This window comes from Kitasatospora sp. NPDC002965 (assembly GCF_040611255.1).
GTDB lineage: Bacteria > Actinomycetota > Actinomycetes > Streptomycetales > Streptomycetaceae > Kitasatospora.
Genome location: NZ_JBEXNT010000074.1, coordinates 27215 through 46927 on the forward strand (window position 1 = coordinate 27215; position 19713 = coordinate 46927).

Consider the following 19713-nt stretch of genomic DNA (forward strand, 5'->3'; position numbering starts at 1 on the left):
GACGGCTGCCCCGCCCGGGTACCAGCTGCCTGTTTCACCGGTGTTCGGTCCGTTGGTTCTGACTCCGGCGAATGCTTCGGCCGGTGTGCAGGTGACCGCTGCCGATCTGCCGCAGCCCCCGGTGACGGGTGAGGTCCGGGTCCTGAAGAAGGACGCGAACACGGGCGCGGTCCTGGCCGGTGCGGTGTTCGAGCTGTGGAAGGAGACCAACGGCATCCCCGGTCTGCAGACGACCGGCGTGAACCCCGACACCCAGGTCGGCGCCCCGTGCACCACCGGCGCCGACGGCCTCTGCCGACGGACGGTGGAGGTCGGCGGGTACTACTGGCGTGAGACCGCTGCCCCGCCCGGGTACCAGCTGCCGTCCCTGCCGGTCTTCGGTCCGCTGGTCCTGACGGCGCAGAACGCGTCCGAGGGCGTCCAGATCACGGCGCGCGACTGCCCGTCGCCGAAGCCGCCGGCCGACGGCTCGATCCACCTCACCAAGAAGGACGACAAGTCGGGCAGGCCGCTGGCCGGCGCCGTGTTCGAGCTGTGGAAGGAGACCAACGGCATCCCCGGTCTGCAGACCGGTGGGCCCAACCCCGACACCCGCTCGGGTGCGTCCTGCACCACCAGCGCCGACGGCGGGTGCGACTTCAGGCACCTGTCGGCGGGCCAGTACTACCTGCGGGAGACCGTCGCGCCTCCGGGCTACGACCTTCCGCGTGACCCGGTGACCTGCCCCTACACGGTCGACGAGGACGACTGCGTCACCGTCGTGCTGACCAACAAGAAGCACGACGACGACTGCTAGGAACCGAGGAAGCCGGGAACCCGGGACCCGGGAACCCGACGACGCAGGAGCGTCGGACTGTCGGAATGCCGGACCCGCCCGGAGCCCCCGTGCTCCGGGCGGGTCCGCCATGTCCGGCCCGCCCTCAGACGAGGACGTGCCGCAGGCCCCCGAGCAGGTGGGCGCGGAAGGCCGGGTCCGTGTACGCCTCGGGCGCGTGGCCGAGGGAGGTGTAGAAGGTGGGGACGCCGTCGTGCTCGCCGCACCAGGCGATCGGGTGCCGGTCGCCCGACCCCATCGAGGCGCCCCGGTAGTCGGCCTCGTCGACGGTGAGCAGGACCCGGGCGCCGCCTTCGCGCGGGTCGGAGCGGAAGTCGTACCACTCGTCGGTCCAGTCCCAGCGGGCCGGGAGATGCGCGGTGGACGGATGGTCGGCGTCGGCGACCCGGACGACGGCGGGCTGGATCGGCGGGTGCCGGTCGAAGCGGGCGCCGACCAGGCCCTCGAACCAGGGCCACCCGTACGCGGTGGTGGAGGCCGCGTGCACGCCCAGCCAGCCGTGGCCGGCGGTCAGGTGGGCGCGCAGCGCGTCCTGCCCGGCCTCGTCGAGCACCTCGCCGCCCGTGGAGAGGAAGACCACGGCCGCGTACCGGCGCAGGGTGTCCGGCCGGAAGACGGCCGGGTCCTCGGTGGCGTCGGCGGTGAAGCCGTGCCGTTCGCCCAGCTCGTGCAGCGCGCGGGTGCCGTCCAGTGCCGAGGCGTGCGGGAAGCGGAGGTTGCGACGGTAGATCAGGATCCGGGCCATGGGGGCGATCCTGCCAGGTGCCCGGGCGGGCGCGGCCGGGCGTTCCGTCGGCGAGGGCCGGGACGGCGACCGCGCCGGGGTCCGGGGGCGCGTCGTAGGCTCTCGGCTCATGACCGTCCTGCGCTCCGCCCTCCTGTTCGTCCTCGCCGCCCTCCTGGAGATCGGGGGCGCGTGGATGGTCTGGCAGGGGGTGCGTGAGCACCGCGGGTGGGCGTGGATCGGGGCGGGCGTCGTCGCGCTCGGTGCCTACGGCTTTGTGGCGACCCTGCAGCCGGACGGCAACTTCGGTCGGGTGCTGGCCGCGTACGGCGGGGTGTTCGTGGCCGGCTCGCTGCTCTGGGGCATGGCGGCGGACGGCTTCCGGCCGACCCGGTACGACGTGGTCGGGGCACTGGTCTGCCTCGCGGGCGTCGCCGTGATCATGTACGGCCCCCGGCGCTGAATCCGGCCCCGGCTCTCACCTGCCGGACGGGTCGTGCAGTGCCGAAGCCCCCCTGCCCACGTCTCGGGGAGTCCTGAACGGTCGGCACATCACGCGACCTGCTGCGCGCCCCTTCTCGGGTTCCGGGCGCCGGGGCGGCGGGTGCACGCGAGCGACCCCGCGGACCGGGGTGTCCGCGGGGTCGGGCCTTGAACGGGGCGGGGCCGGGGCGTGCCGATGCCGCGGGTCCGCCCGGCTGTGGCCCGGTTACGTCTGGCGGTAGGTGGCCAGGAAGCGGCCGATCCGGTTGATCGCGGTCTCCAGGTCGTCGGCCCGGGGGAGGGTGACGAAGCGGAAGTGGTCCGGGCGGGGCCAGTTGAAGCCGGTGCCCTGGACGACGTGGATCTTCTCGCGGAGCAGCAGGTCCAGGACGAACCGCTCGTCGTCGACGATCCGGTGGACGGCGGGGTCCAGTTTGGCGAACGCGTACAGCGCGCCCTTGGGGCGGACGCAGCTGACGCCGGGGATCTCGTTGAGCGCCTTGTGGGCGACGTCGCGCTGCTCGGCGAGGCGGCCGGTGGGCAGGACCAGGTCGTTGATGGACTGGTGGCCGCCGAGCGCGGCCTGGACGGCGTACTGGGCCGGGACGTTGGGGCAGAGCCGCATGCCGGAGAGCATGGTGAGGCCCTCCAGATAGTCGGACGCGTGCTGCTTGGGTCCGGACACGACCAGCCAGCCGCTGCGGAAGCCGGCCACCCGGTAGGACTTGGAGAGGCCGTTGAAGGTGAGGGTGAGGACGTCGTCGGCGAGCGCGGCCAGGCAGTGGTGCTCGGTGCCGTCGTAGAGGATCTTGTCGTAGATCTCGTCGGCGAGGACCATCAGGTGGTGCCGGCGGGCGAGGTCGAGGATGCCCTCCAGCAGTTCCTTCGGATAGACGGCGCCGGTGGGGTTGTTGGGGTTGATGACGACGATCGCCTTGGTGCGGGCGGTGATCTTCGACGCGATGTCGTCGAGGTCCGGGTACCACTCCGCCTCCTCGTCGCAGACGTAGTGCACCGCCTTGCCGCCGGCCAGCCGGATCACGGCGGTCCAGAGCGGGTAGTCCGGCATCGGGACGAGCACCTCGTCGCCGTCGTCCACGAGTGCGGTGACGGACATCTGGATCAGCTCGGAGACGCCGTTGCCGAGGTAGACGTCGTTGACGGTGACGCCGCTGACGCCGCGCTGCTGGTAGTACTGCACGACGGCGCGCCGGGCGGGCAGGATGCCGCGGGAGTCGCTGTAGCCGTGGGCGTTGGGGAGGTTGCGGATGATGTCCTGGATGATCTCCTCGGGCGCCTCGAAGCCGAACGTGGCCGGGTTGCCGGTGTTCAGCCGGAGCACGCTGTGCCCGGCCTCCTCCAGCGCGTTGGCCTGGTCGACCACCGGGCCGCGGATCTCGTAGCACACGTCATTCAGCTTGCTGGACTGCCGAAACTCCATCTGCGGCCTCCCGACCGTCACACCGCGTGGATCCTTCTTGCTTTGTTCTACCAAGTAAGCACTTGGAAAGTCCAACCTTTTGGCTATGCTGATCCACATGTCACGCCGAAGCTACGACCAGTACTGCGCCGTCGCCCGCGCCCTGGACGCGGTGGGGGAGCGCTGGAGCCTCCTGATCGTCCGTGAACTCCTCGCCGGCCCGCGCCGCTACACCGACCTGCACGCCGACCTGCCCGGAGTCTCCACCGACATCCTCGCCGCGCGCCTCAAGCAGTTGGAGGGTGAGGGGCTGGTGGAGCGGCGGCGGCTGGAGCGGCCGGCCAACGCCACCGTCTACGAGCTGACCGCGCGCGGCGCCTCGCTCCGGCCGGTCGTCGACGCGCTCGGAGCCTGGGGGCTCCCGGCGCTCGGCGAGCAGCGGCCGACCGATGCGGTGCGATCGCACTGGATCACCGGGGAGGTGGATCCGGGGACGGCTCCGGACGCGGACCCGGACGCGGACGCGGACGCGGACCGGGATGCGGACCGGGACGCGGACGGAGCTCCGGAGGCTTCGGGAACGCCGGGGGACAGGGCGATGCTCGCGGGCTAGGGTCCGCCGGGCTCCGGGCTCCGGGCTCCGGGTGCCGCGCGTGGTCCGCCCGCCCGGCCGGGGGGACGCGGCCCGGCACCGCGGGGGCGCCCGTGTGGGAGGCGCCGCACCCGCGGCCCGGCGGTGGGGAGCTGCTGCGGCGCCCGGCTCCCCCGAGACCGGCCGTCGATCCGCGCAGACGGCCCGCACTGCTCGCGGCGTCCGTCCCTCCCGACCTGCACCACTCTGCCGGGCGGCGATAAACGGCGGATCGACATCCGCTTGTCGGGGTCGTTCACCGGGCAGCGGCGGCCGTGCCGCGGTCCGGTCGCGGGAGGGGTCCGCCCCGGGGACGCGCGGGCGCTGCGCGTACGATCGTCGGGCCATCGAGAAGACTGTGGAGAACGCCGTGCGCCACGCGCCCACCACCTACAGCAGTTACGTCGCCGTCGGGGACTCCTTCACCGAGGGCATGTGCGACGAACTGTCGCCCGACGGTCACTACCGGGGCTGGGCGGACCGCCTCGCCGAACGCCTCGCCGCCGAGCGGCCGGCCGGGGACTTCCGGTACGCCAACCTCGCCGTCCGCGGCAAACTCATCGGCCAGATCCACGACGAGCAGATCGACACCGCCACCGCCATGGGCGCCGACCTGGTCACCCTGGCCGGCGGCCTCAACGACGTGCTGCGTCCCCGCTGCGACGTCGTCCGCGTCGAGGAACTGCTCGGCCGCTCCGCCACCGCGCTGCGCGCCACCGGCGCCACCGTCGTCCTGTTCACCAGCACCGACCCGACGCGGCGGATGGCCGGCTCGGCCCGCCTGCTCCCGGCCATCCTGCGGATGAAGGCCTTCGTCCACGAGCTCGCCCAGGACCCGGGCATCGCCGTGGTCGACCTCTTCTCCGCACCCTGCTTCGACGACCGGCGGCTCTGGGCGGAGGACCGGCTGCACCTCTCGCCCGAAGGTCACCGCCGGGTCGCCGAGGCCGTACTGGAGGCGCTCGGCCGCCCCACCGCAATCGACTGGCGTGCCCCGCTGTCGCCCGCCGACCCCCCGCGCCGCACGGAGAAGCTGGCCGCCGACGCCCGCTGGGCCCGGACCCACCTGGGTCCGTGGGTCGGCCGCAGGCTCACCGGCCGCTCCTCCGGCGACGGCCGCGCGCCCAAGCGCGCGGAACTGCTGCCGTTCGAGGCCCGCGAGGCTCAGGGGGCGTAGCGGCCGGCCGGCCGGCCCGGAGGCGGCCACCCGCAGGCAGGTGCCCCGTCAGCCCCGGAAGAGGTGGTGACCGACGTCCGAGGGCACCTCGTCCTGGTACGGGGTGGAGTCCGGACCGGGTACGTGCTCGCCCGGGACCGGCTCGGTGCTCTCGCGGTGCAGCAGCACGACACCGTCCTCCGACCAGAGCGTCCGGTAACCGTGAGCCAGCAGCAGGTCGATCCTGGCCGCCTGCTCGCGGTCGGTCCGGAACGGGAAGGACCGCTTGTCGGCGCGGATCAGCACGTACTCGCGCCCGCGCGGCTTCTCGTCCACCAGGACCACGTCCGTCCGGGCCGTCAGCCGGGGCACCGCCTGGTTGTCGGCCTCGACGGACGCGCCGTCCGGGATCCGTGCCGCGCCGCGCAGCAGCGCGGCCTCGCTCGCCTTCGGCTGCCAGTAGGCGGGCACGAACAGGTTCGCCGCCCCGAGCGGCAGCGCCGCCGCGACGGTGACGGCCGCCGCCGCCACACCGAGGCGGCGGGTCAGTGCCCGGTCGTGGTGGCGGCCCAGCACCTCCAGAGCGGCGACCAGCAGGATCGGCCAGAGGAACGCGTCGTAGTGCCGGGCGACCGACCAGTGGTTCGGGTTGCTGGAGAGCACCCGCTCGGCCAGCAGCGGCAGCGCGCAGAGGATCGTCGCGGAACGCAGCGGGAGGAGGAACAGCGTGCCGAAGATCCAGAGCAGCAGCAGCGGCTTCAGCGGCGCGTCGACGAGGGCCGAGAGGAGCCGGGTCGGATCGGAGAGCACGTTGGCCACCGCCGAGCCGCCGTCCTCGCCGAGCGCCCGGTAGTTCCAGTAGTAGCCGGGCACCCCGCCCATGGCCGGGACCAGCCAGGCGATGGCGACCACCGAGGCGAGCGGCCCGCCGAGCAGCAGCCCGGTACCCCAGCGGACGGCCCGCCTGCGTCGCGCCGGCTCCGTGTCGCGGCGGGCCCGCAGCAGCAGCACCAGCCCGTACGCGCCGACCGCCAGCCCCATGTCCTCCTTGGTGCAGCAGAGCAGCAGTGCGGCGAACGCGGCGGTGCCGTAACGGCGGGCCAGCCCGCGCTCCAGCATCAGCAGCGTGAGCGGCACCGCGAACGCCACCTCGTGGAAGCCGCCGCGGGAGGCCACCAGCAGCGGCCAGCCCAGGCCGTACGCGAGCGCGGCGAGGTCGGCGGCGCGACGGGCGGTGCGCGGGTCGGCGTCGGCGAAGCAGCGGTCGGCGATCCGGCGGATCAGCGGCACTCCGGCCGCGAAACAGAGCGCCTGGCCGAGGAGGAGGGAGCGCGGGTCGTCCCAGAGCCAGTAGAGCGGCGCCATCAGGGCGATCACCGGGGAGAAGTGATCGCCGAGGAGGGAGAAGCCGGGCGGGAACTCGTGGTGGTAGCTCTTCAGCGTCGAGACCGGCAGGCCGAAGTGCGCGTAGCCGCGTACGCCCTGGTCGAAGATGCCGAGGTCGAAGCCGCCCAGCTGGGCGGTGGTCCACTGCTGGGCGCCGATGGCCAGGCAGACGGCGAAGCAGAGCACGGTGAACGCGATCGTGCGGGCCCGCGGGGAGAAGCGGAGGTCGGCGAACCGGTCGGCGGACGTGCGGTCCCCGGCGTCGGCGGTGCCGGCGGGACCTCCGGTGCCGGTCGTGCCCCCGGCGTCGGCAGTGTCACCCGCTTCGGCGGTGTCACCGGGGTCCAGGGCGTCCGGGTACGGCGTCACGTCGTGCCGGGACATGCCTGATTCCTCCAGTGTGCTGTGGTGCGCGGTGCTGCTCGTGCCGTGTGCGGTGCCCCCGGATCCTGAGCGGATCCGGGTCGCTTCCGTCCTGCTTGAGCCCTGACCGCCTCGCCCCGGCCGAACCGACACCGGCCGACCACACTAACCGACCGCGGTTCCGGCGGATCGGTACGCTCTACAGCGCACGACCTCACCCGACCGGAGGAACACCAGCACCGTGACCGTCCCGAGCCTCAACCTCGTCTCCGACTGCGGGAGCTGCTTCGGGCTGTGCTGCGTCGCGCTGCCGTTCGCCGCGGGCAGCGATTTCGCCGTCAACAAGTCCGCCGGAAGCCCGTGCCGCAACCTGCAGACCGACTTCACCTGCGGCATCCACGAGCGGCTGCGCGACACCGGCTTCCCCGGCTGCACGGTGTACGACTGCTTCGGGGCCGGCCAGCACGTGTCGCAAGTCACCTTCGGCGGGCGCAGCTGGCGGGAGGAACCGGAGAGCGGCGCGCGGATGTTCGAGGTGTTCCCGGTGGTGCGGCAGCTGCACGAGCTGCTGCGGTACCTCACCGAGGCGCTCACCTTCGCCCCCGCCCGTCCGGTCCACGCCGAGTTGGGCGAGGCGCTGGAGGAGACCGGCAGGCTCGCCGCCGGCACGCCCGAGGAGATCCTGGCGGTCGACGTGCCCGCGCACCGGCAGCGCGTGGCCGAGCTGCTGCTGAAGGCGAGCGAGCTGGTCCGGGCCGCCGTGCCGCGCCGCCGCGAGCACCGGGGCGCGGACCTGTTCGGCGCCCGCCTGCGCGGCGCGGACCTGCGCGGCGCCAACCTGCGGGGCGCCCTGATGGTCGCCGCCGACCTGTCCGGCGCGGACCTGCGGCTCGCCGACCTGATCGGGGCGGACCTCCGGGACGCCGACCTGTCCGGTGCCGATCTCACCGAGGTGCTCTTCCTCACCCAGATCCAGCTCAACGCGGCGCGGGGTGATGCGACGACCCGCCTGCCGGAGGCGCTGAAGCGCCCGGGGCACTGGCCGGAGGCCGCGGGTGCCACCCCGGCCGGGCGGGGCGGCGCCCGCGGGCCGCAGGGCGGTCGGCCACGCGGTGGCGGGCAGCGCGGCGGTGCCCGCAGCGGCCAGGGAGGCCAGGGTGGCCGGAGCGGCCAGGGCGCTCAGGGCGGTCAGGACGCTCAGGGCCGGGACGGGCAGGGCGGCGGGCAGGGCGGCGGGCAGGGGCAGAACGGTGGGGGGCGCAACGGTGGCGCGCGGACCGGCGGGCGGCAGGGCAAACCGCGCCCGCGGTGAGGCAGTTCCGGCGTTCCGCCGACCCGATCCACCCCACCCGTCCTGTTCGCCCCGCACCTTCCGCCCCACCGCCCCACGGCACCCGGCCTGGAGCGACCCGGGAGCGAGCGGGATCGGGCGGAGTCGGGCGGGGCGTTCAGGCGGCCAGTACCCGTAGTTCGGCCACCGGATGTCGGCGGAGCAGCGCGCAGGACGTACCGGCGAGCACGGTGAGCGCGACGCCGGCGAGCGCGTACGCCGAACCGGCCGGGTGGAGGGGCCAGGCCCAGGGTTCGGGGCGGCCGTCGGGGTTCCAGCCGGTCGCCGAGCAGAGCAGCGGGACGACGGCGAGCGCGGCGGCGGCCGGGCGGTGGCCCACCAGGGGGTGGAGCAGCAGCGCGAGACCGAGGTAGCCGGCGGTGTCGCGGGCGATGACGAGGGTGAGGTCGCCCTGTCCGGCCGCGTACGCGAGGGCGCCGACCGCCGTGCCGGTGACGGCGACGCCGAGGGTGAGCGCGACGTCCCACCCGCGCAGGAACCGCCCGGCGACCGTCTCCGTGCGCAGGTCACCCCGGCCCAGCCCGTACAGCAGGAAGACCGCCGGGATCAGGGTGATCACGTGCGCGACCAGGAAGTGTCCGGCCCGGCCGCGCAGCGCGGGCACCGGCAGTTCGCCGTCCCCGAGCAGCAGGCCGAGGGCGAACGTGCCCGCGAGCGCGGCGGTGACGGCCGGCACCGCACGGGCCTTGCACCACCAGATCACGGGGCGCCACCCGCCCCGACGCTCCCCGGTCCGGCCGTCGTGGTCCCCGGTCCGACGGCCGGCGGCGGGGCGCCGCACCGGCCGAGTGCCTCGACGGCCCTTCGGTACCAGTCGAGTTGGGCCTCCCGGGGAAGGCGCAGCAGCTGCGCGGCGCGGGCGGCGTCCGCGTCGTCGAACCGGCCGCCGGAGGACGGCGGCACGGTGCTGCCGTCCGGACCCGCCCGTGCGGCGAGCCAGGCGGCGGCCGTGCCCGCCGCCGCACCCGCCGGGTACGGGCCGCCGTGCAGGGCGCAGTCCGGGACCCGGGGGAGCAGACCGCCGACCACGGCGGGCGCGACGTCCTGCACCCGGGCGTCGGTGGGGACGCCCAGCTTGGCCTCGCCGGGCCCCGGCCGGCCGGCCATGGTGAACGCCTCCGGTACGGGCACACCGTGCCCGGCCAGGGTGCCGGCGAGTCGCCGGGTCTCCGCGCGGACCATGGTCGAGCGGGCGGCGCCCAGTTCGGGCCAGAGGCAGACGCGAGGCCGGCCGTGGTCGCAGACCAGGGCGGCGGCGGACCTCGTCCGGACGGGCTCCGGGCCGAGGTCGCGGGCGAGGTGTGCGGCGAGTCCGATGCCGGCCGCCGTCACCGCCAGCGCGGCTGCCAGGGCGATCGGCGCGCCCCGCTGCCGGATCAGCAGGACGGCGGCCGAGCAGACCGCGGCCGAGAACACCAGTGAACTCGCCACCGCCCGGCCGTCCAGGACCTGGTCCACCGCGCAGCAGTCGGCGAGGCCGCCGCCGACCAGGTGCCGCAGCCAGTAGGTGTCGAACGAGGCCGGGTAGGCGTTCAGGACGAAGCTGCTGACCAGCGCGAGAGGGACGGCGACCACCGGCGCCAGCACCCGCCCGACGACCGACCCGATCAGGGTGTCGGCGAGCAGGAGCCCGGCCCAGACGGCGAGGACACCGGGCTGCGGCACCCCGGTCACCGTGCCGCCGGCCGCCGCGGTGGTGCCGAGCGCGGCCACCATGCCCAGCCCGCCCATCGCGGCGACGGGCAGGAGCAGCGGCGCGGTGATGGTCAGCGGGGACCGGACCGGCGAGCGGTCGAAGACCCGGCCGCGGTGCAGTCGCCCGCCCTCCCAGGCCCCGGCGGCCGCGCAGGCGGCGCCGGCGAACGGCAGCGCGAGGCTGGCGTGGCCGGCGGCGGCGAGTCCGTAGGCGGGGGTGATCCAGGCGGTCAGGTCGTCGCCGAGGGCGACCAGGAGGAAGCCGAGCAGGAACGGCAGCACACGGGTGCCCGCCGAGACCCGGAGGACGGTGCGCAGCAGCATGTCACGTCTCCCGTTCGATCAGGCGGGCGTACGCGGCCTCGGCGCTCGGGGTGCCGGGGCCGCGCACGCCGGTATCGGGGCCCGCGGCACCGCCACCCGCGGGGCCGCGACCTGTGGGACCGCCACCCGCGGCACTCCCGGCACCGGGGCCGGCGGCGTCGGCGGCACCGACGACGGCGCCGTCCGCGAGCGCGTGGAACTCCCCGGTGCCGCCCTGGAACCGGATCCGGCCCCGGTCCAGCACCACCACGTGCCGGTAGGTCTCGGCGAGGTCCTCGGTCTGGTGGGTGGAGACGACGACACTCACGTCCTCGGTCAATTCCTCGACCAGCGAACGGAACACCGCCCGCTGGGTCGGGTCGAGTCCGGCGGTGGGCTCGTCCATGAGGATCAGCTCGCTGTGGTGGGCCAGGCAGCCGGCGATGCCCAGCCGGCGGAGCTGGCCGCCGGAGAGCTGGTGCCCGGCCCGGTCGGCGAGCCGGTCCAGCCCGACCCGGGCGAGCGCGCCGGCCGAGGCCTGCCAGGCGGCGGTGCGTGACATGCCCTTCAGCCAGCCGCAGTACGCGACCTGCTCGCGCACGCTGAGCCCCGGGACCGGGGTGACCTGTTGGGGCAACCAGGCCACGGCGCGCCGGTAGGCGGCCCGGTCGCCGCCGCCGGTGGCCGGGTTGACGCCGTGCCAGGTGACGGATCCCCGGTGCGGGGACAGGTGGGAGGCGGCGAGGGACATCAGCGTGGACTTCCCGGCGCCGTTGGGGCCGAGCAGGACGGTGGCCCGGTTCTCGATCCTCAGGTCGAGACCGGCGAAGAGGGTGGCCTTTCGGTTGTACTGGAATTCGATGCGGTGGAATTCGAGAGCCATGGCGGGGTCGACGCATTTCGCTCGGGGAAGTGGGCCGTCGTTCCGGGTGGTGTCCCGGGTGTTCCGGGTGTTCCCGGGCGTTCGGGTCGTGCCGGCGGAAGGGGCGTCCGTCGGCACGCCTCGGCACGGCGGCGGATCGGCGGCGGATCGGGTCCGGGTCTGTCAGTACCGGGTGCTCACGGTGTCCACCCAGAGCTTTCCGCCACCGCGCACGCCCTCCAGTACGAAGTAGTAGTCGCCGGAGCTCTGGTCGCCCCAGGCGGAGCCGTCGCAGTGGTTGAGCCGGTAACCGTAGGACTTGTCCGGGCCGAACACGTCCTTGAAGAGCGCGAGGTCGGCGTCCTTGAAGTCGTTGGTGTCGGTGGTGCAGCCCTGGAAGGTGACCGTGGTGACGGTGTCGTCCCGGTCGGCGTCCGCCCAGCGGCGGGACTCCGAGCCCGGGCCCCACTTGCCGATGTGCGACGTCCAGGAGCCCTCGGCGAGGGCGGGCGTGGCCCCGGCGAACCCGATCAGTGCGGCGGCCACCAGGGCGCCGCGCAGGAGCGTGCGGTTCTCGGCGTGCATGTTCCGTCCGATCTTTTCGGTGACACCGCCGTGCGGGGCGGAGTCATGCAGGCAAAAAGAAACGAGCGGAGGTTCGACCGGAACGGTCTCGGTCACCCGATCGGCCGAGCCGCCGCGGGAATGACATTAGCGTGCACGAACAGGTGGCCAGCACTATTTTTTCCGGCCATTCGGAGGGCCGAGGTCTGGGGGAGGAGGGATGGCAAGGGCGTGATCGATATTCACCGTAAATTCTCTATCACGGCACCGGTCCGGACAATGTCGACCGCCGGTGTCCGTTTTTGAACAGAGGGCCGATCGATTCCTTTTCTATGTGATTGTCGTTCCGGTGATGTACTGGCCAGTTACCGCCCTCGGGCGGCTACACCGTGAGAAGCCGGGCGCGGAGTCCGCCGATCACGGCCCCGTCGATCCCGACCTTGCCGGTGGCGTAGGCGTGCACCGACCCGTGGGCGGCGGTCAGGTCCGCGAGCGTCAGCCGGATCACCTCCTCCGGAGCGCGTCCGAACGCCGGCCAGCGCAGCGCGCGCCCCGGGTTGGAGGCCCGCCAGTCGGCCACCAGCCGGGCGGTGACCAGCTCGGTGAGCGCGAAGTCCGCGGCGACGTCGTCCTCGTCGACTCCGAGCAGGGTGAGCACCAGTGCGCCTATCAGCCCGGTGCGGTCCTTGCCGGAGGCGCAGTGGAACACCACCGGCCGGTCGGCCGCGGCGATCACCTCCAGCACCTCCCGGATCTCCGCCGCGCCGTCCTCCGCCACCTCGGCGAAACGATCCGCCAGGTGCCGCCAGGGATCCACGTCCGGGTCGATCTCGGCCTGGTCGTAGGGCCGGTGCTCGATCGAGAGGTTGTGGTAGGCGACCCCGTCCAGCTCCGGGACCCTCCCCTTGCGGGCGATCTCCCACGGGTAGCGCAGGTCGATCACCGTTCCGATGTCCAGTGCCCGGAACCGTTCGAGGTCGGCGGGGGAGGTGAGGGTGCCCAGGGAGGCGGAACGGTAGAGCCGGCCCCAGCGGACCGACCGGCCGTCGGCGGTCGGGTAGCCGCCCAGGTCGCGGAAGTTGATCGGGCCTTCGAAGGTGATGTGGCGTGTCATGTTCGCACCCTAAGGGGTGGTGCGTGCGCGGCCCCGGGCGGGACTCACCGCTGCTCCGGCGCCGCGACGACGGCCTGGAGCAGCCCCGGGAAGGCGTCCTCGAACTCCTCCCGGCGCAGTGCGTTGAGGCGGGAGGTCCCCACGTAGTACTGGCGGATGAGGCCGGCCTCGCGCAGGACGTGGAAGTGGTGGGTGGCCGTCGACTTGCCGACCGGCAGTTCGATCACCCCGCAGGCGAGGTCCTCGCCGGCCGCGTGCAGCTCGCGGACGATGTGGCGCCGGACGGGGTCGACGAGCGCCTCCAGCACCTGCTGGAGCGCGACCGCGCGGAGGTCGGGGTGGGGCGGGACGCGGTCCCTGGTGGTGCCGCGCTGCGCTGCTCGTGTCATCGGTGGTGGGCCTCCCGCCGGTCATCGTACGACAGCCGGCGCGGTGCGGCCGGGTCGAAGTACGACAGCTGTCGAAGTTTGACAGCTGCCGTACTTTGAAGTTGTCTGGAGGGGTCGCCACCTATGGGAAAGGGGAGTTGAGCGATGGTCAGGACTGTGCGCTTTCACGAGCTGGGCGGGCCGGAGGTGCTGCGGCTGGAGGACGCGCCGATCGCCGCGCCGGGCGCCGGTGAACTGCTGATCCGCGTCGACGCGATCGGGGTCAACCGGGCCGAGGTGCTGTTCCGCAGCGGCCGGTACATCGAGGACGTCCGGGAGTTCCCCGGTCGGTTGGGCACCGAGGCGGCGGGCGTGGTCGAGGCGGTCGGACCGGGGGTGGCGGGGTTCGCGGCGGGGGACCGGGTGAGCGTGGTGCCCGCGTTCTCGATGAACGACTACAGCGTCTACGCGGAGCGGGCGGTCGTCCCGGCGGACGCCGTCCTGCACCGGCCGGAGGGGCTGGACGCGGTCGGCGGCGCGGCGGTCTGGATGCCGTACGTGACGGCGTACGGGGCGCTGGTGGAGACCGGCGGCATGCGGGCCGGCGACACGGTGGTGATCACGGCCGCGTCCAGCAGCGTCGGCCTGGCCGCCCTGCAGATCGCCGACCGGGTGGGCGCGACGCCCATCGCCACCACCAGGACGGCCGCGAAGCGCGACGCCCTCCTGAAGGCCGGCGCGGCGGACGTGATCGTCACGGACGAGGAGGACGTCGCGGAGCGGGTCCTGGAGCTGACCGGGGGCCGGGGTGCGACGTTCGTCTTCGACGCCGTCGCGGGCCCGGGCGTGGTCGAGCTGGCCGAGGCCCTGGCCCGGGGCGGCACCCTCTTCGTCTACGGCATGCTGAGCGGCCTGGACACGCCGTTCCCGCCGATGGCCCTGATGAGCGGCAGGGCGATGCGCAGCTACATCCTCCACGAGACCACCAGGGACCCGGAGGCCCTGCGTCGTGCCGAGGCCTTCGTCGCCTCCGGTCTGCGCACCGGGGCCTTCCGGCCGGTGGTCGACCGGACCTTCCCGCTGGAGGCGATCGCCGACGCCCACCGCTACATGGAGGCGGGTACGCAGGTCGGCAAGATCGTGGTGACCGTCGACCACTGACGGCGGCTCCGGGACGCCCGGGAAGCCCCGTCGTCCCGGGGCGGCGGCGGGCGGCGGGCGGCGGGCGGCGGGGAGGCCGGGAAGGGGCGGCCGGGAACGGGCGTGCGCGGCGGTTCGTGGCCGCCGGCGCGGCCGAAGTGGGCAGCGGCGAACCGGTGGTGAAGACGGGGGGAGGGGGCGAACCTTCCGGCGCGGCCTCCCGCCGGCGGGGGTGGTGCGCCATGATGGGGACGGAAGGACGGTGCCCGGCGACCCGTGCCACGGAGGTCCCTTGGAACGCAACCTCGCGACCGCGGCCGACCGCGCCGACTACCTGGTCGAACTCTCCAACATCGCCTGCCAGGTCAACCTCGGCGGCCCCGCCCCGCGTTCACTGCACCGTCTCCACCTGGTGATCCAGGCGCTGATCAGGCTCACCGGAGACCGGAACGTCTCCGTCTACCTGGTCGCGGACCGCAGCCTGCTGGGCGGCAGGAGGGAGTTCACCGACCCGGCGGACGCCCGCATGCTGCGGCGGTGGGTCACCGCCGGCCTGGTGGAGGAGGTGCCGGACGCCGACGAACGCGTCCTGGAGATCGCCGGCATGACCGGCATCCAGGTCGTCACCGGCGACCACTACGACGACTTCCGCCTCGAACACCCGTGGATCCAGGGCAACACCTGGCAGTTCCTCAAGCCCGAGCCGGCCCGCGGGGGTACGGTGCGGCTGGTGCCGCTCGACATGGGGCACCGGACGGGCGCGGAGATCTCGAAGAAGATGGAGCTGTCCGCGCTCAAGAAGCAGGGACTGCTCACCCCCGCCCGCAAGCCCCTGGTCGAGGTCGTCGGCCGCGCCTGGCGCTGCCCCGAGCAGCGCTGCACGCTCTACAGCGTCCACCGCGGGGGCCGGGTGATGCTCCCGCGGATGCGGCAGGGCCTGCCCACCTGCGAACTGCACGGCGCCCCGCTGCTCGACGACGGGACGCGGCCCGGCGCCGCACAGTTGAAGGTGGTCGTCGACGGGCAGTGCGTGGCCCGGTACACGCTCGACGAGGGCTCGCAGACGGCGGTAGGTCGGGCGCCCGGTACGGCGGACGGCATCGCCCTGCTCGCCCTGCTGCCGTCCGCGCTCGCCGCCCGCGTGAGCCGCCGGCACCTGGTGGTGTCGGTGCGCGGCGGCTCGGTGGTGGTGCGGGACACCAGCACGTACGGCAGCCGGATGCGCGCGGCCGGCCGGCACGGACAGTGCGGCCCCTGGGAGCAGTTGCCGCCCGGGGCGAACCGCCCGTTCCGGCCGGGCGACGAGGTCGAACTCGCGCCGGGGCTGGTGCTGACCCGCAGCGGTCGCCGCTTCCCCGCCGAACTGGCCGGCTCCTGGCAGTCCGAGGTCGCGCGCCGGCCGCTCCCGCCGGGAGCGGCGGAGGCCACCCGGATCATGGAGGCGTGAGCGGTGGCCGGTTCGCGCGGACACCACGGCGGAGCGCCCGCGACGGGGCGCGGGCGACGGGACGGCCGGGACGGGGCGCGCGGGCGGGGCTCACACGCTGCGGTCCGTCAGCACCTCCCGGAGCACATGGCGGGCGTTGGCCGCCAGGGGCGGATTGGTCGTGCGGTAGTACGGCAGCTGGATCAGCGCGATCGAGAGGGCCCAGGCGCGGCCGCGCTCCCAGGTGGCGTCGTCGACGGCGAGGGCGGTGCGGAAGACGGGGCGGGCGCTGCCGGGGAGGAGGTTCCAGGCGGCGATCAGGTCGACGGTCGGATCGCCGACCCCGGTCTGGCCGAAGTCGAGGACGCCGCCGAGGTGTTGGCCGGTGAGCAGGAGGTTGCCGGGGGACAGGTCGCCATGGATCCAGGTGGGCGGTCCGGCCCGCTCCGGAAGGCGGAGGGCCTTGTCCCACAGGGCGGTCGCGGTGTCCGTGTCGATCATTCCGCGCAGCCGGCCGATGGCCGCGCGGGTCGCGGCGTCGCGGGCGGCGAGCGGTGCGCCGCGCGAGGCCGCCGGGGCGTCCGGAGTCGGCTCGACCTTGCGCAGGGAGGTGATGAAACCGGCGATGGCGTGGGCGAGCCGAACCGGTTCGGCGAGCGATCCGACGATCGGGTTGACGCCGTCCAGCCAGCGCACCACCGACCAGTTCCACTGGTATCCCGAGGACGGGCGGCCGTGGCCGAGCGGCTCGGGAACCGGGACCGGGAGCCGGGAGGCGAGGCGGGGGAGCCAGTGCTGCTCGCGCGTGACGCCGTCGGCGGCCCAACCGGCCCGCGGGAGACGGACGGCGAGCTCCGGACCGAGGCGGAACATCGCGTTGTCCGTCCCGGTGGAGGCGACCCGTTGCAGCGGAAGCCCCTTCCACTGCGGGAACTGAGCGGAGATCAACCGTCGGACCAGGCCGGTGTCGATGTCGGGTTCGTCGTCGTGCATGCGGTCGGGCGGTCGGGCGGCTGCGCACATGCCCGGCACTGTACGCCTGGACCGGCGGGTGATCGCCTCCTTTTCGAACACCAGGGTGGGATCGTGAGGACTTCACGGGGGTGTTGGGTTTCCAGGGGGGCGCTCGGGGGCGCGGCCGTGCTGGTCGGAGCCGCTTCCGCCGGAGGAGGGGCACACGATGGCCGACCCGCTCCGGCAGGTCTCGGTCGGCCGGGTGCGCGGTCCCGCCGGAGGGACGGCCGCGCACCGCCTCCTCACCTTCCTCCACGCCGCCCGCCCGTCCCGTCGCGCCCGCGCCACGCCCGGGGTGGTGGGGGCGGGCGGGGGTGTCGTCGGCAGCTGCCAGAATGCGAGGGTACGGACAGCAACTCTGAAGAAGGTGACCGGCTTCGTGACCACGCCAGTCGAACAGGCGGCCCGACAGGCCCAACAGGCGATCGAGCGGAAGATCGCCGAGGAGCTGGGCGTCCGCGAGGGACAGGTGAAGTCGGCGGTCGACCTGCTGGACGGCGGTGCGACGGTTCCGTTCGTGGCCCGCTACCGCAAGGAGGCCACCGGCTCGCTGGACGACACGCAGCTGCGCACGCTGGAGGAGCGGCTGCGGTACCTGCGGGAGTTGGAGGAGCGGCGGACGGCCGTCCTGGAGTCGATCGAGGCACAGGGCAAGCTGGACGACGCGCTGCGTGCGCAGATCCTCGGCGCCGACTCGAAGGCGCGGCTGGAGGACATCTACCTGCCGTTCAAGCCGAAGCGGCGCACCAAGGCGCAGATCGCCCGCGAGGCGGGGCTGGAGCCGCTGGCGGACACCCTGCTCGCGAACCCCTCGCAGGACCCGGCGGCGCTCGCCGGGACGTTCCTCAACGAGTCCGTCGCCGACGCGCCCGCCGCGCTGGAGGGCGCCCGGTCGATCCTGGTCGAGCGGTTCGGCGAGGACGCCGACCTGGTCGGCTCGCTCCGTGAGCGGATGTGGACGCGCGGCCGGCTGGTCGCCACCGTCCGCGACGGCAAGGAGCAGGACGGCGCCAAGTTCGCCGACTACTTCGACTTCGCCGAGCCGTACACCAAGCTCCCCTCGCACCGCATCCTCGCGATGCTGCGCGGCGAGAAGGAGGAGGTGCTGGACCTCGACCTCTCCCCGTTCGACGGCGACGAGGCGGGCGACCTGCCCGGCGCGAGCGACTACGAGCAGCGCATCGCCGCCCGGTTCGGGGTCGCGGACCACGGACGCCCGGCCGACAAGTGGCTCGGCGACACCGTCCGCTGGGCCTGGCGCACCCGCATCCTGGTCCGGCTCGGCATTGACCTGCGCGGCCGGCTGCGCCAGGAGGCCGAGGACGAGGCGGTGCGCGTCTTCGCCGCCAACCTGCGCGACCTGCTGCTCGCCGCCCCGGCGGGCACCCGCGCCACCATGGGCCTGGACCCGGGCTTCCGGACCGGCGTGAAGGTCGCCGTCGTGGACGCCACCGGCAAGGTGGTCGCCCACGACACGATCTACCCGCACCAGCCGGCCAACAAGTGGGACGCCGCACTGGCGACCCTGGCGGCGCTGGCGAAGAAGCACTCCGTCGACCTGGTCGCGATCGGCAACGGCACCGCCTCGCGGGAGACGGACAAGCTGGCCGAGGACCTCCTCACCCGCCACCCGGAGCTGAAGCTCACCAGGGCGATGGTCAGCGAGGCCGGCGCCTCGGTCTACTCGGCCTCGGCGTTCGCCTCGCAGGAGCTGCCCGACCTGGACGTGTCGATCCGCGGCGCGGTCTCGATCGCCCGCCGGCTCCAGGACCCGCTGGCCGAGCTCGTCAAGATCGACCCCAAGTCGATCGGCGTCGGCCAGTACCAGCACGACCTCAGCGAGGTGAAGCTCTCCCGCTCGCTGGACGCGGTGGTCGAGGACTGCGTGAACGCGGTCGGGGTGGACGTGAACACCGCCTCCGCACCGCTGCTCACCCGGGTCTCGGGCGTCACCGGGACGCTCGCCGACAACATCGTGGCGCACCGCGACGCCAACGGGCCGTTCCGCACGCGCAAGGCGCTGAAGGACGTCGCCCGCCTCGGGCCGAAGGCCTTCGAGCAGTGCGCGGGCTTCCTGCGGATCCCGGACGGCGACGACCCGCTGGACGCCTCCGGCGTCCACCCGGAGGCGTACCCGGTGGTGCGGCGGATCCTCGCCGCCTCGGGAGGGGAGCTGCGCGAGCTGATCGGGAACGGCACCCGGCTGCGGGCGCTGCGGCCGGGCGACTTCGCGGACGACACCTTCGGCATCCCGACCGTCACCGACATCCTCGGCGAGCTGGACAAGCCGGGCCGGGACCCGCGACCGGCCTTCCGCACCGCGACCTTCAAGGAGGGCGTCGACAAGATCGGCGACCTGGAGGTCGGCATGGTGCTGGAGGGCGTGGTGACCAACGTGGCCGCGTTCGGCGCCTTCGTGGACGTGGGCGTCCACCAGGACGGGCTGGTGCACGTGTCGGCGCTGTCGAGGAACTTCGTCAAGGACCCGCGCGAGGTGGTCAAGCCGGGCGACATCGTGACCGTCCGGGTCACCTCGGTGGACGTGCCGCGCAAGCGGATCGGGCTCACACTGCGGCTGGACGACGAGGTCGGGCGCGGGGCCGGGGACCGCGGCGGAGACCGCGGCGGGGACCGCGGCGGTGAGCGGCGCGGTCCCGGTGAGCAGGGCGGACGCCAGCGGCAGGGCGGCGGTGCCGGTGGTGGCCGCCCGCCGCGCCAGGACCGGCGCGGGTCGGGCGGCGGCTCCGCCGCTCCGGCGCCGGCGGGGAACAGCGCCATGGCGGACGCGCTGCGGCGGGCCGGGCTGACCGGCGGTGACCAGCAGGGTCGCGGTTCGGGTGACCGGCGGTCCGGGCGGCGCTGACGCGGTGCGCCGAGC

At 74.1% G+C, this 19713-nt stretch carries 16 protein-coding genes and 2 pseudogenes; 8 read left to right on the forward strand and 10 right to left on the reverse strand.

Features of this window, described 5'->3' with window-relative positions; translation table 11 throughout:
* Positions 1–91: 91 nt before the first annotated feature.
* A complete protein-coding gene (locus ABZY91_RS25600) occupies positions 92–796 on the forward strand; it encodes a SpaA isopeptide-forming pilin-related protein (protein WP_329948121.1) in 705 nt (234 codons plus the stop codon).
* A gap of 124 nt (positions 797–920) precedes the next feature.
* Here ABZY91_RS25600 and ABZY91_RS25605 read toward each other — a convergent pair whose 3' ends face one another.
* A complete protein-coding gene (locus ABZY91_RS25605; RefSeq protein ID WP_355405402.1) occupies positions 921–1580 on the reverse strand; it encodes a ThuA domain-containing protein in 660 nt (219 codons plus the stop codon).
* 109 nt (positions 1581–1689) lie between these two features.
* On the opposite strand from ABZY91_RS25605, the gene ABZY91_RS25610 reads away from it, so the two are divergent.
* Positions 1690–2022: a YnfA family protein gene (locus ABZY91_RS25610; protein ID WP_355405403.1), complete on the forward strand. Its 333-nt coding sequence runs from the start codon at positions 1690–1692 to the stop codon at positions 2020–2022.
* 246 nt (positions 2023–2268) lie between these two features.
* Here the strand turns inward: ABZY91_RS25610 and ABZY91_RS25615 are convergent, their stop codons facing one another.
* Positions 2269–3483, reverse strand: coding sequence for a pyridoxal phosphate-dependent aminotransferase (locus ABZY91_RS25615; RefSeq protein ID WP_329879412.1), 1215 nt, complete (start codon positions 3481–3483; stop codon positions 2269–2271).
* Between the two features lie 97 nt (positions 3484–3580).
* Here ABZY91_RS25615 and ABZY91_RS25620 point away from each other — a divergent pair.
* Positions 3581–3931 (forward strand): annotated as a pseudogene (locus ABZY91_RS25620) (helix-turn-helix domain-containing protein); the annotation flags it as partial.
* A 532-nt stretch (positions 3932–4463) separates the two neighbouring features.
* Entirely contained in the window at positions 4464–5270 is an 807-nt protein-coding gene (locus tag ABZY91_RS25625) for an SGNH/GDSL hydrolase family protein (protein ID WP_355405404.1), read from the forward strand.
* Positions 5271–5318: 48 nt separating this feature from the next.
* Here ABZY91_RS25625 and ABZY91_RS25630 read toward each other — a convergent pair whose 3' ends face one another.
* Entirely contained in the window at positions 5319–7019 is a 1701-nt protein-coding gene (locus ABZY91_RS25630) for a DUF2079 domain-containing protein (RefSeq protein ID WP_355405405.1), read from the reverse strand.
* 220 nt (positions 7020–7239) lie between these two features.
* Here ABZY91_RS25630 and ABZY91_RS25635 point away from each other — a divergent pair.
* Positions 7240–8040: pseudogene (locus ABZY91_RS25635) on the forward strand (pentapeptide repeat-containing protein); the annotation flags it as partial.
* A gap of 406 nt (positions 8041–8446) precedes the next feature.
* Here ABZY91_RS25635 and ABZY91_RS25640 read toward each other — a convergent pair.
* The 6 genes from ABZY91_RS25640 to ABZY91_RS25665 form a co-directional block, all read right to left on the reverse strand.
* A complete protein-coding gene (locus ABZY91_RS25640) occupies positions 8447–9052 on the reverse strand; it encodes a hypothetical protein (protein WP_355405406.1) in 606 nt (201 codons plus the stop codon).
* On the reverse strand, positions 9049–10368 hold the full coding sequence (locus ABZY91_RS25645) for a hypothetical protein (RefSeq protein WP_355405407.1): 1320 nt from the start codon (positions 10366–10368) through the stop codon (positions 9049–9051). The genes ABZY91_RS25640 and ABZY91_RS25645 overlap by 4 nt, the downstream gene beginning before the upstream one ends.
* 1 nt (position 10369) lies before the next feature.
* Positions 10370–11230, reverse strand: coding sequence for an ATP-binding cassette domain-containing protein (locus ABZY91_RS25650; protein WP_355405408.1), 861 nt, complete (start codon positions 11228–11230; stop codon positions 10370–10372).
* 162 nt (positions 11231–11392) lie between these two features.
* Positions 11393–11794 (reverse strand): hypothetical protein, encoded by a 402-nt coding sequence (locus ABZY91_RS25655; protein ID WP_329879404.1) that lies wholly within the window; start codon positions 11792–11794, stop codon positions 11393–11395.
* A gap of 361 nt (positions 11795–12155) precedes the next feature.
* Complete coding sequence (locus ABZY91_RS25660) at positions 12156–12887, reverse strand: tyrosine-protein phosphatase (RefSeq protein ID WP_355405409.1); 732 nt, start codon at positions 12885–12887, stop codon at positions 12156–12158.
* 44 nt (positions 12888–12931) lie between these two features.
* The gene (locus ABZY91_RS25665) at positions 12932–13276 is read right to left on the reverse strand and encodes a helix-turn-helix transcriptional regulator (RefSeq protein WP_355405410.1); all 345 of its coding nucleotides are present in this window, start codon (positions 13274–13276) and stop codon (positions 12932–12934) included.
* Positions 13277–13420: 144 nt separating this feature from the next.
* Between ABZY91_RS25665 and ABZY91_RS25670 the strand changes: the two genes are divergently transcribed.
* Positions 13421–14416, forward strand: a complete 996-nt coding sequence (locus tag ABZY91_RS25670) for a zinc-dependent alcohol dehydrogenase family protein (protein ID WP_355405411.1) — start codon at positions 13421–13423, stop codon at positions 14414–14416.
* 271 nt (positions 14417–14687) lie between these two features.
* Positions 14688–15842: an FHA domain-containing protein gene (locus ABZY91_RS25675; RefSeq protein WP_355405412.1), complete on the forward strand. Its 1155-nt coding sequence runs from the start codon at positions 14688–14690 to the stop codon at positions 15840–15842.
* Positions 15843–15932: 90 nt separating this feature from the next.
* On the opposite strand, the gene ABZY91_RS25680 is transcribed toward ABZY91_RS25675, so the two are convergent.
* Positions 15933–16844: an aminoglycoside phosphotransferase family protein gene (locus ABZY91_RS25680; RefSeq protein ID WP_355405413.1), complete on the reverse strand. Its 912-nt coding sequence runs from the start codon at positions 16842–16844 to the stop codon at positions 15933–15935.
* A 157-nt stretch (positions 16845–17001) separates the two neighbouring features.
* Here ABZY91_RS25680 and ABZY91_RS25685 point away from each other — a divergent pair, with 157 nt between their 5' ends.
* Complete coding sequence (locus tag ABZY91_RS25685) at positions 17002–19698, forward strand: Tex family protein (protein WP_355405414.1); 2697 nt, start codon at positions 17002–17004, stop codon at positions 19696–19698.
* Positions 19699–19713 lie beyond the last annotated feature (15 nt).

Bases quoted from the DNA above. Each gene is read 5' to 3' on its own strand.
- ABZY91_RS25605 (WP_355405402.1), bottom strand. From the start codon at position 1,580: ATGGCCCGGATCCTGATCTACCGTCGCAACCTCCGCTTCCCGCACGCC.
- ABZY91_RS25610 (WP_355405403.1), top strand. From the start codon at position 1,690: ATGACCGTCCTGCGCTCCGCCCTCCTGTTCGTCCTCGCCGCCCTCCTG.
- ABZY91_RS25615 (WP_329879412.1), bottom strand. From the start codon at position 3,483: ATGGAGTTTCGGCAGTCCAGCAAGCTGAATGACGTGTGCTACGAGATC.
- ABZY91_RS25630 (WP_355405405.1), bottom strand. From the start codon at position 7,019: ATGTCCCGGCACGACGTGACGCCGTACCCGGACGCCCTGGACCCCGGT.
- ABZY91_RS25645 (WP_355405407.1), bottom strand. From the start codon at position 10,368: ATGCTGCTGCGCACCGTCCTCCGGGTCTCGGCGGGCACCCGTGTGCTG.
- ABZY91_RS25650 (WP_355405408.1), bottom strand. From the start codon at position 11,230: ATGGCTCTCGAATTCCACCGCATCGAATTCCAGTACAACCGAAAGGCC.
- ABZY91_RS25655 (WP_329879404.1), bottom strand. From the start codon at position 11,794: ATGCACGCCGAGAACCGCACGCTCCTGCGCGGCGCCCTGGTGGCCGCC.
- ABZY91_RS25660 (WP_355405409.1), bottom strand. From the start codon at position 12,887: ATGACACGCCACATCACCTTCGAAGGCCCGATCAACTTCCGCGACCTG.
- ABZY91_RS25665 (WP_355405410.1), bottom strand. From the start codon at position 13,276: ATGACACGAGCAGCGCAGCGCGGCACCACCAGGGACCGCGTCCCGCCC.
- ABZY91_RS25670 (WP_355405411.1), top strand. From the start codon at position 13,421: ATGGTCAGGACTGTGCGCTTTCACGAGCTGGGCGGGCCGGAGGTGCTG.
- ABZY91_RS25680 (WP_355405413.1), bottom strand. From the start codon at position 16,844: ATGTGCGCAGCCGCCCGACCGCCCGACCGCATGCACGACGACGAACCC.
- ABZY91_RS25685 (WP_355405414.1), top strand. From the start codon at position 17,002: ATGGCCGACCCGCTCCGGCAGGTCTCGGTCGGCCGGGTGCGCGGTCCC.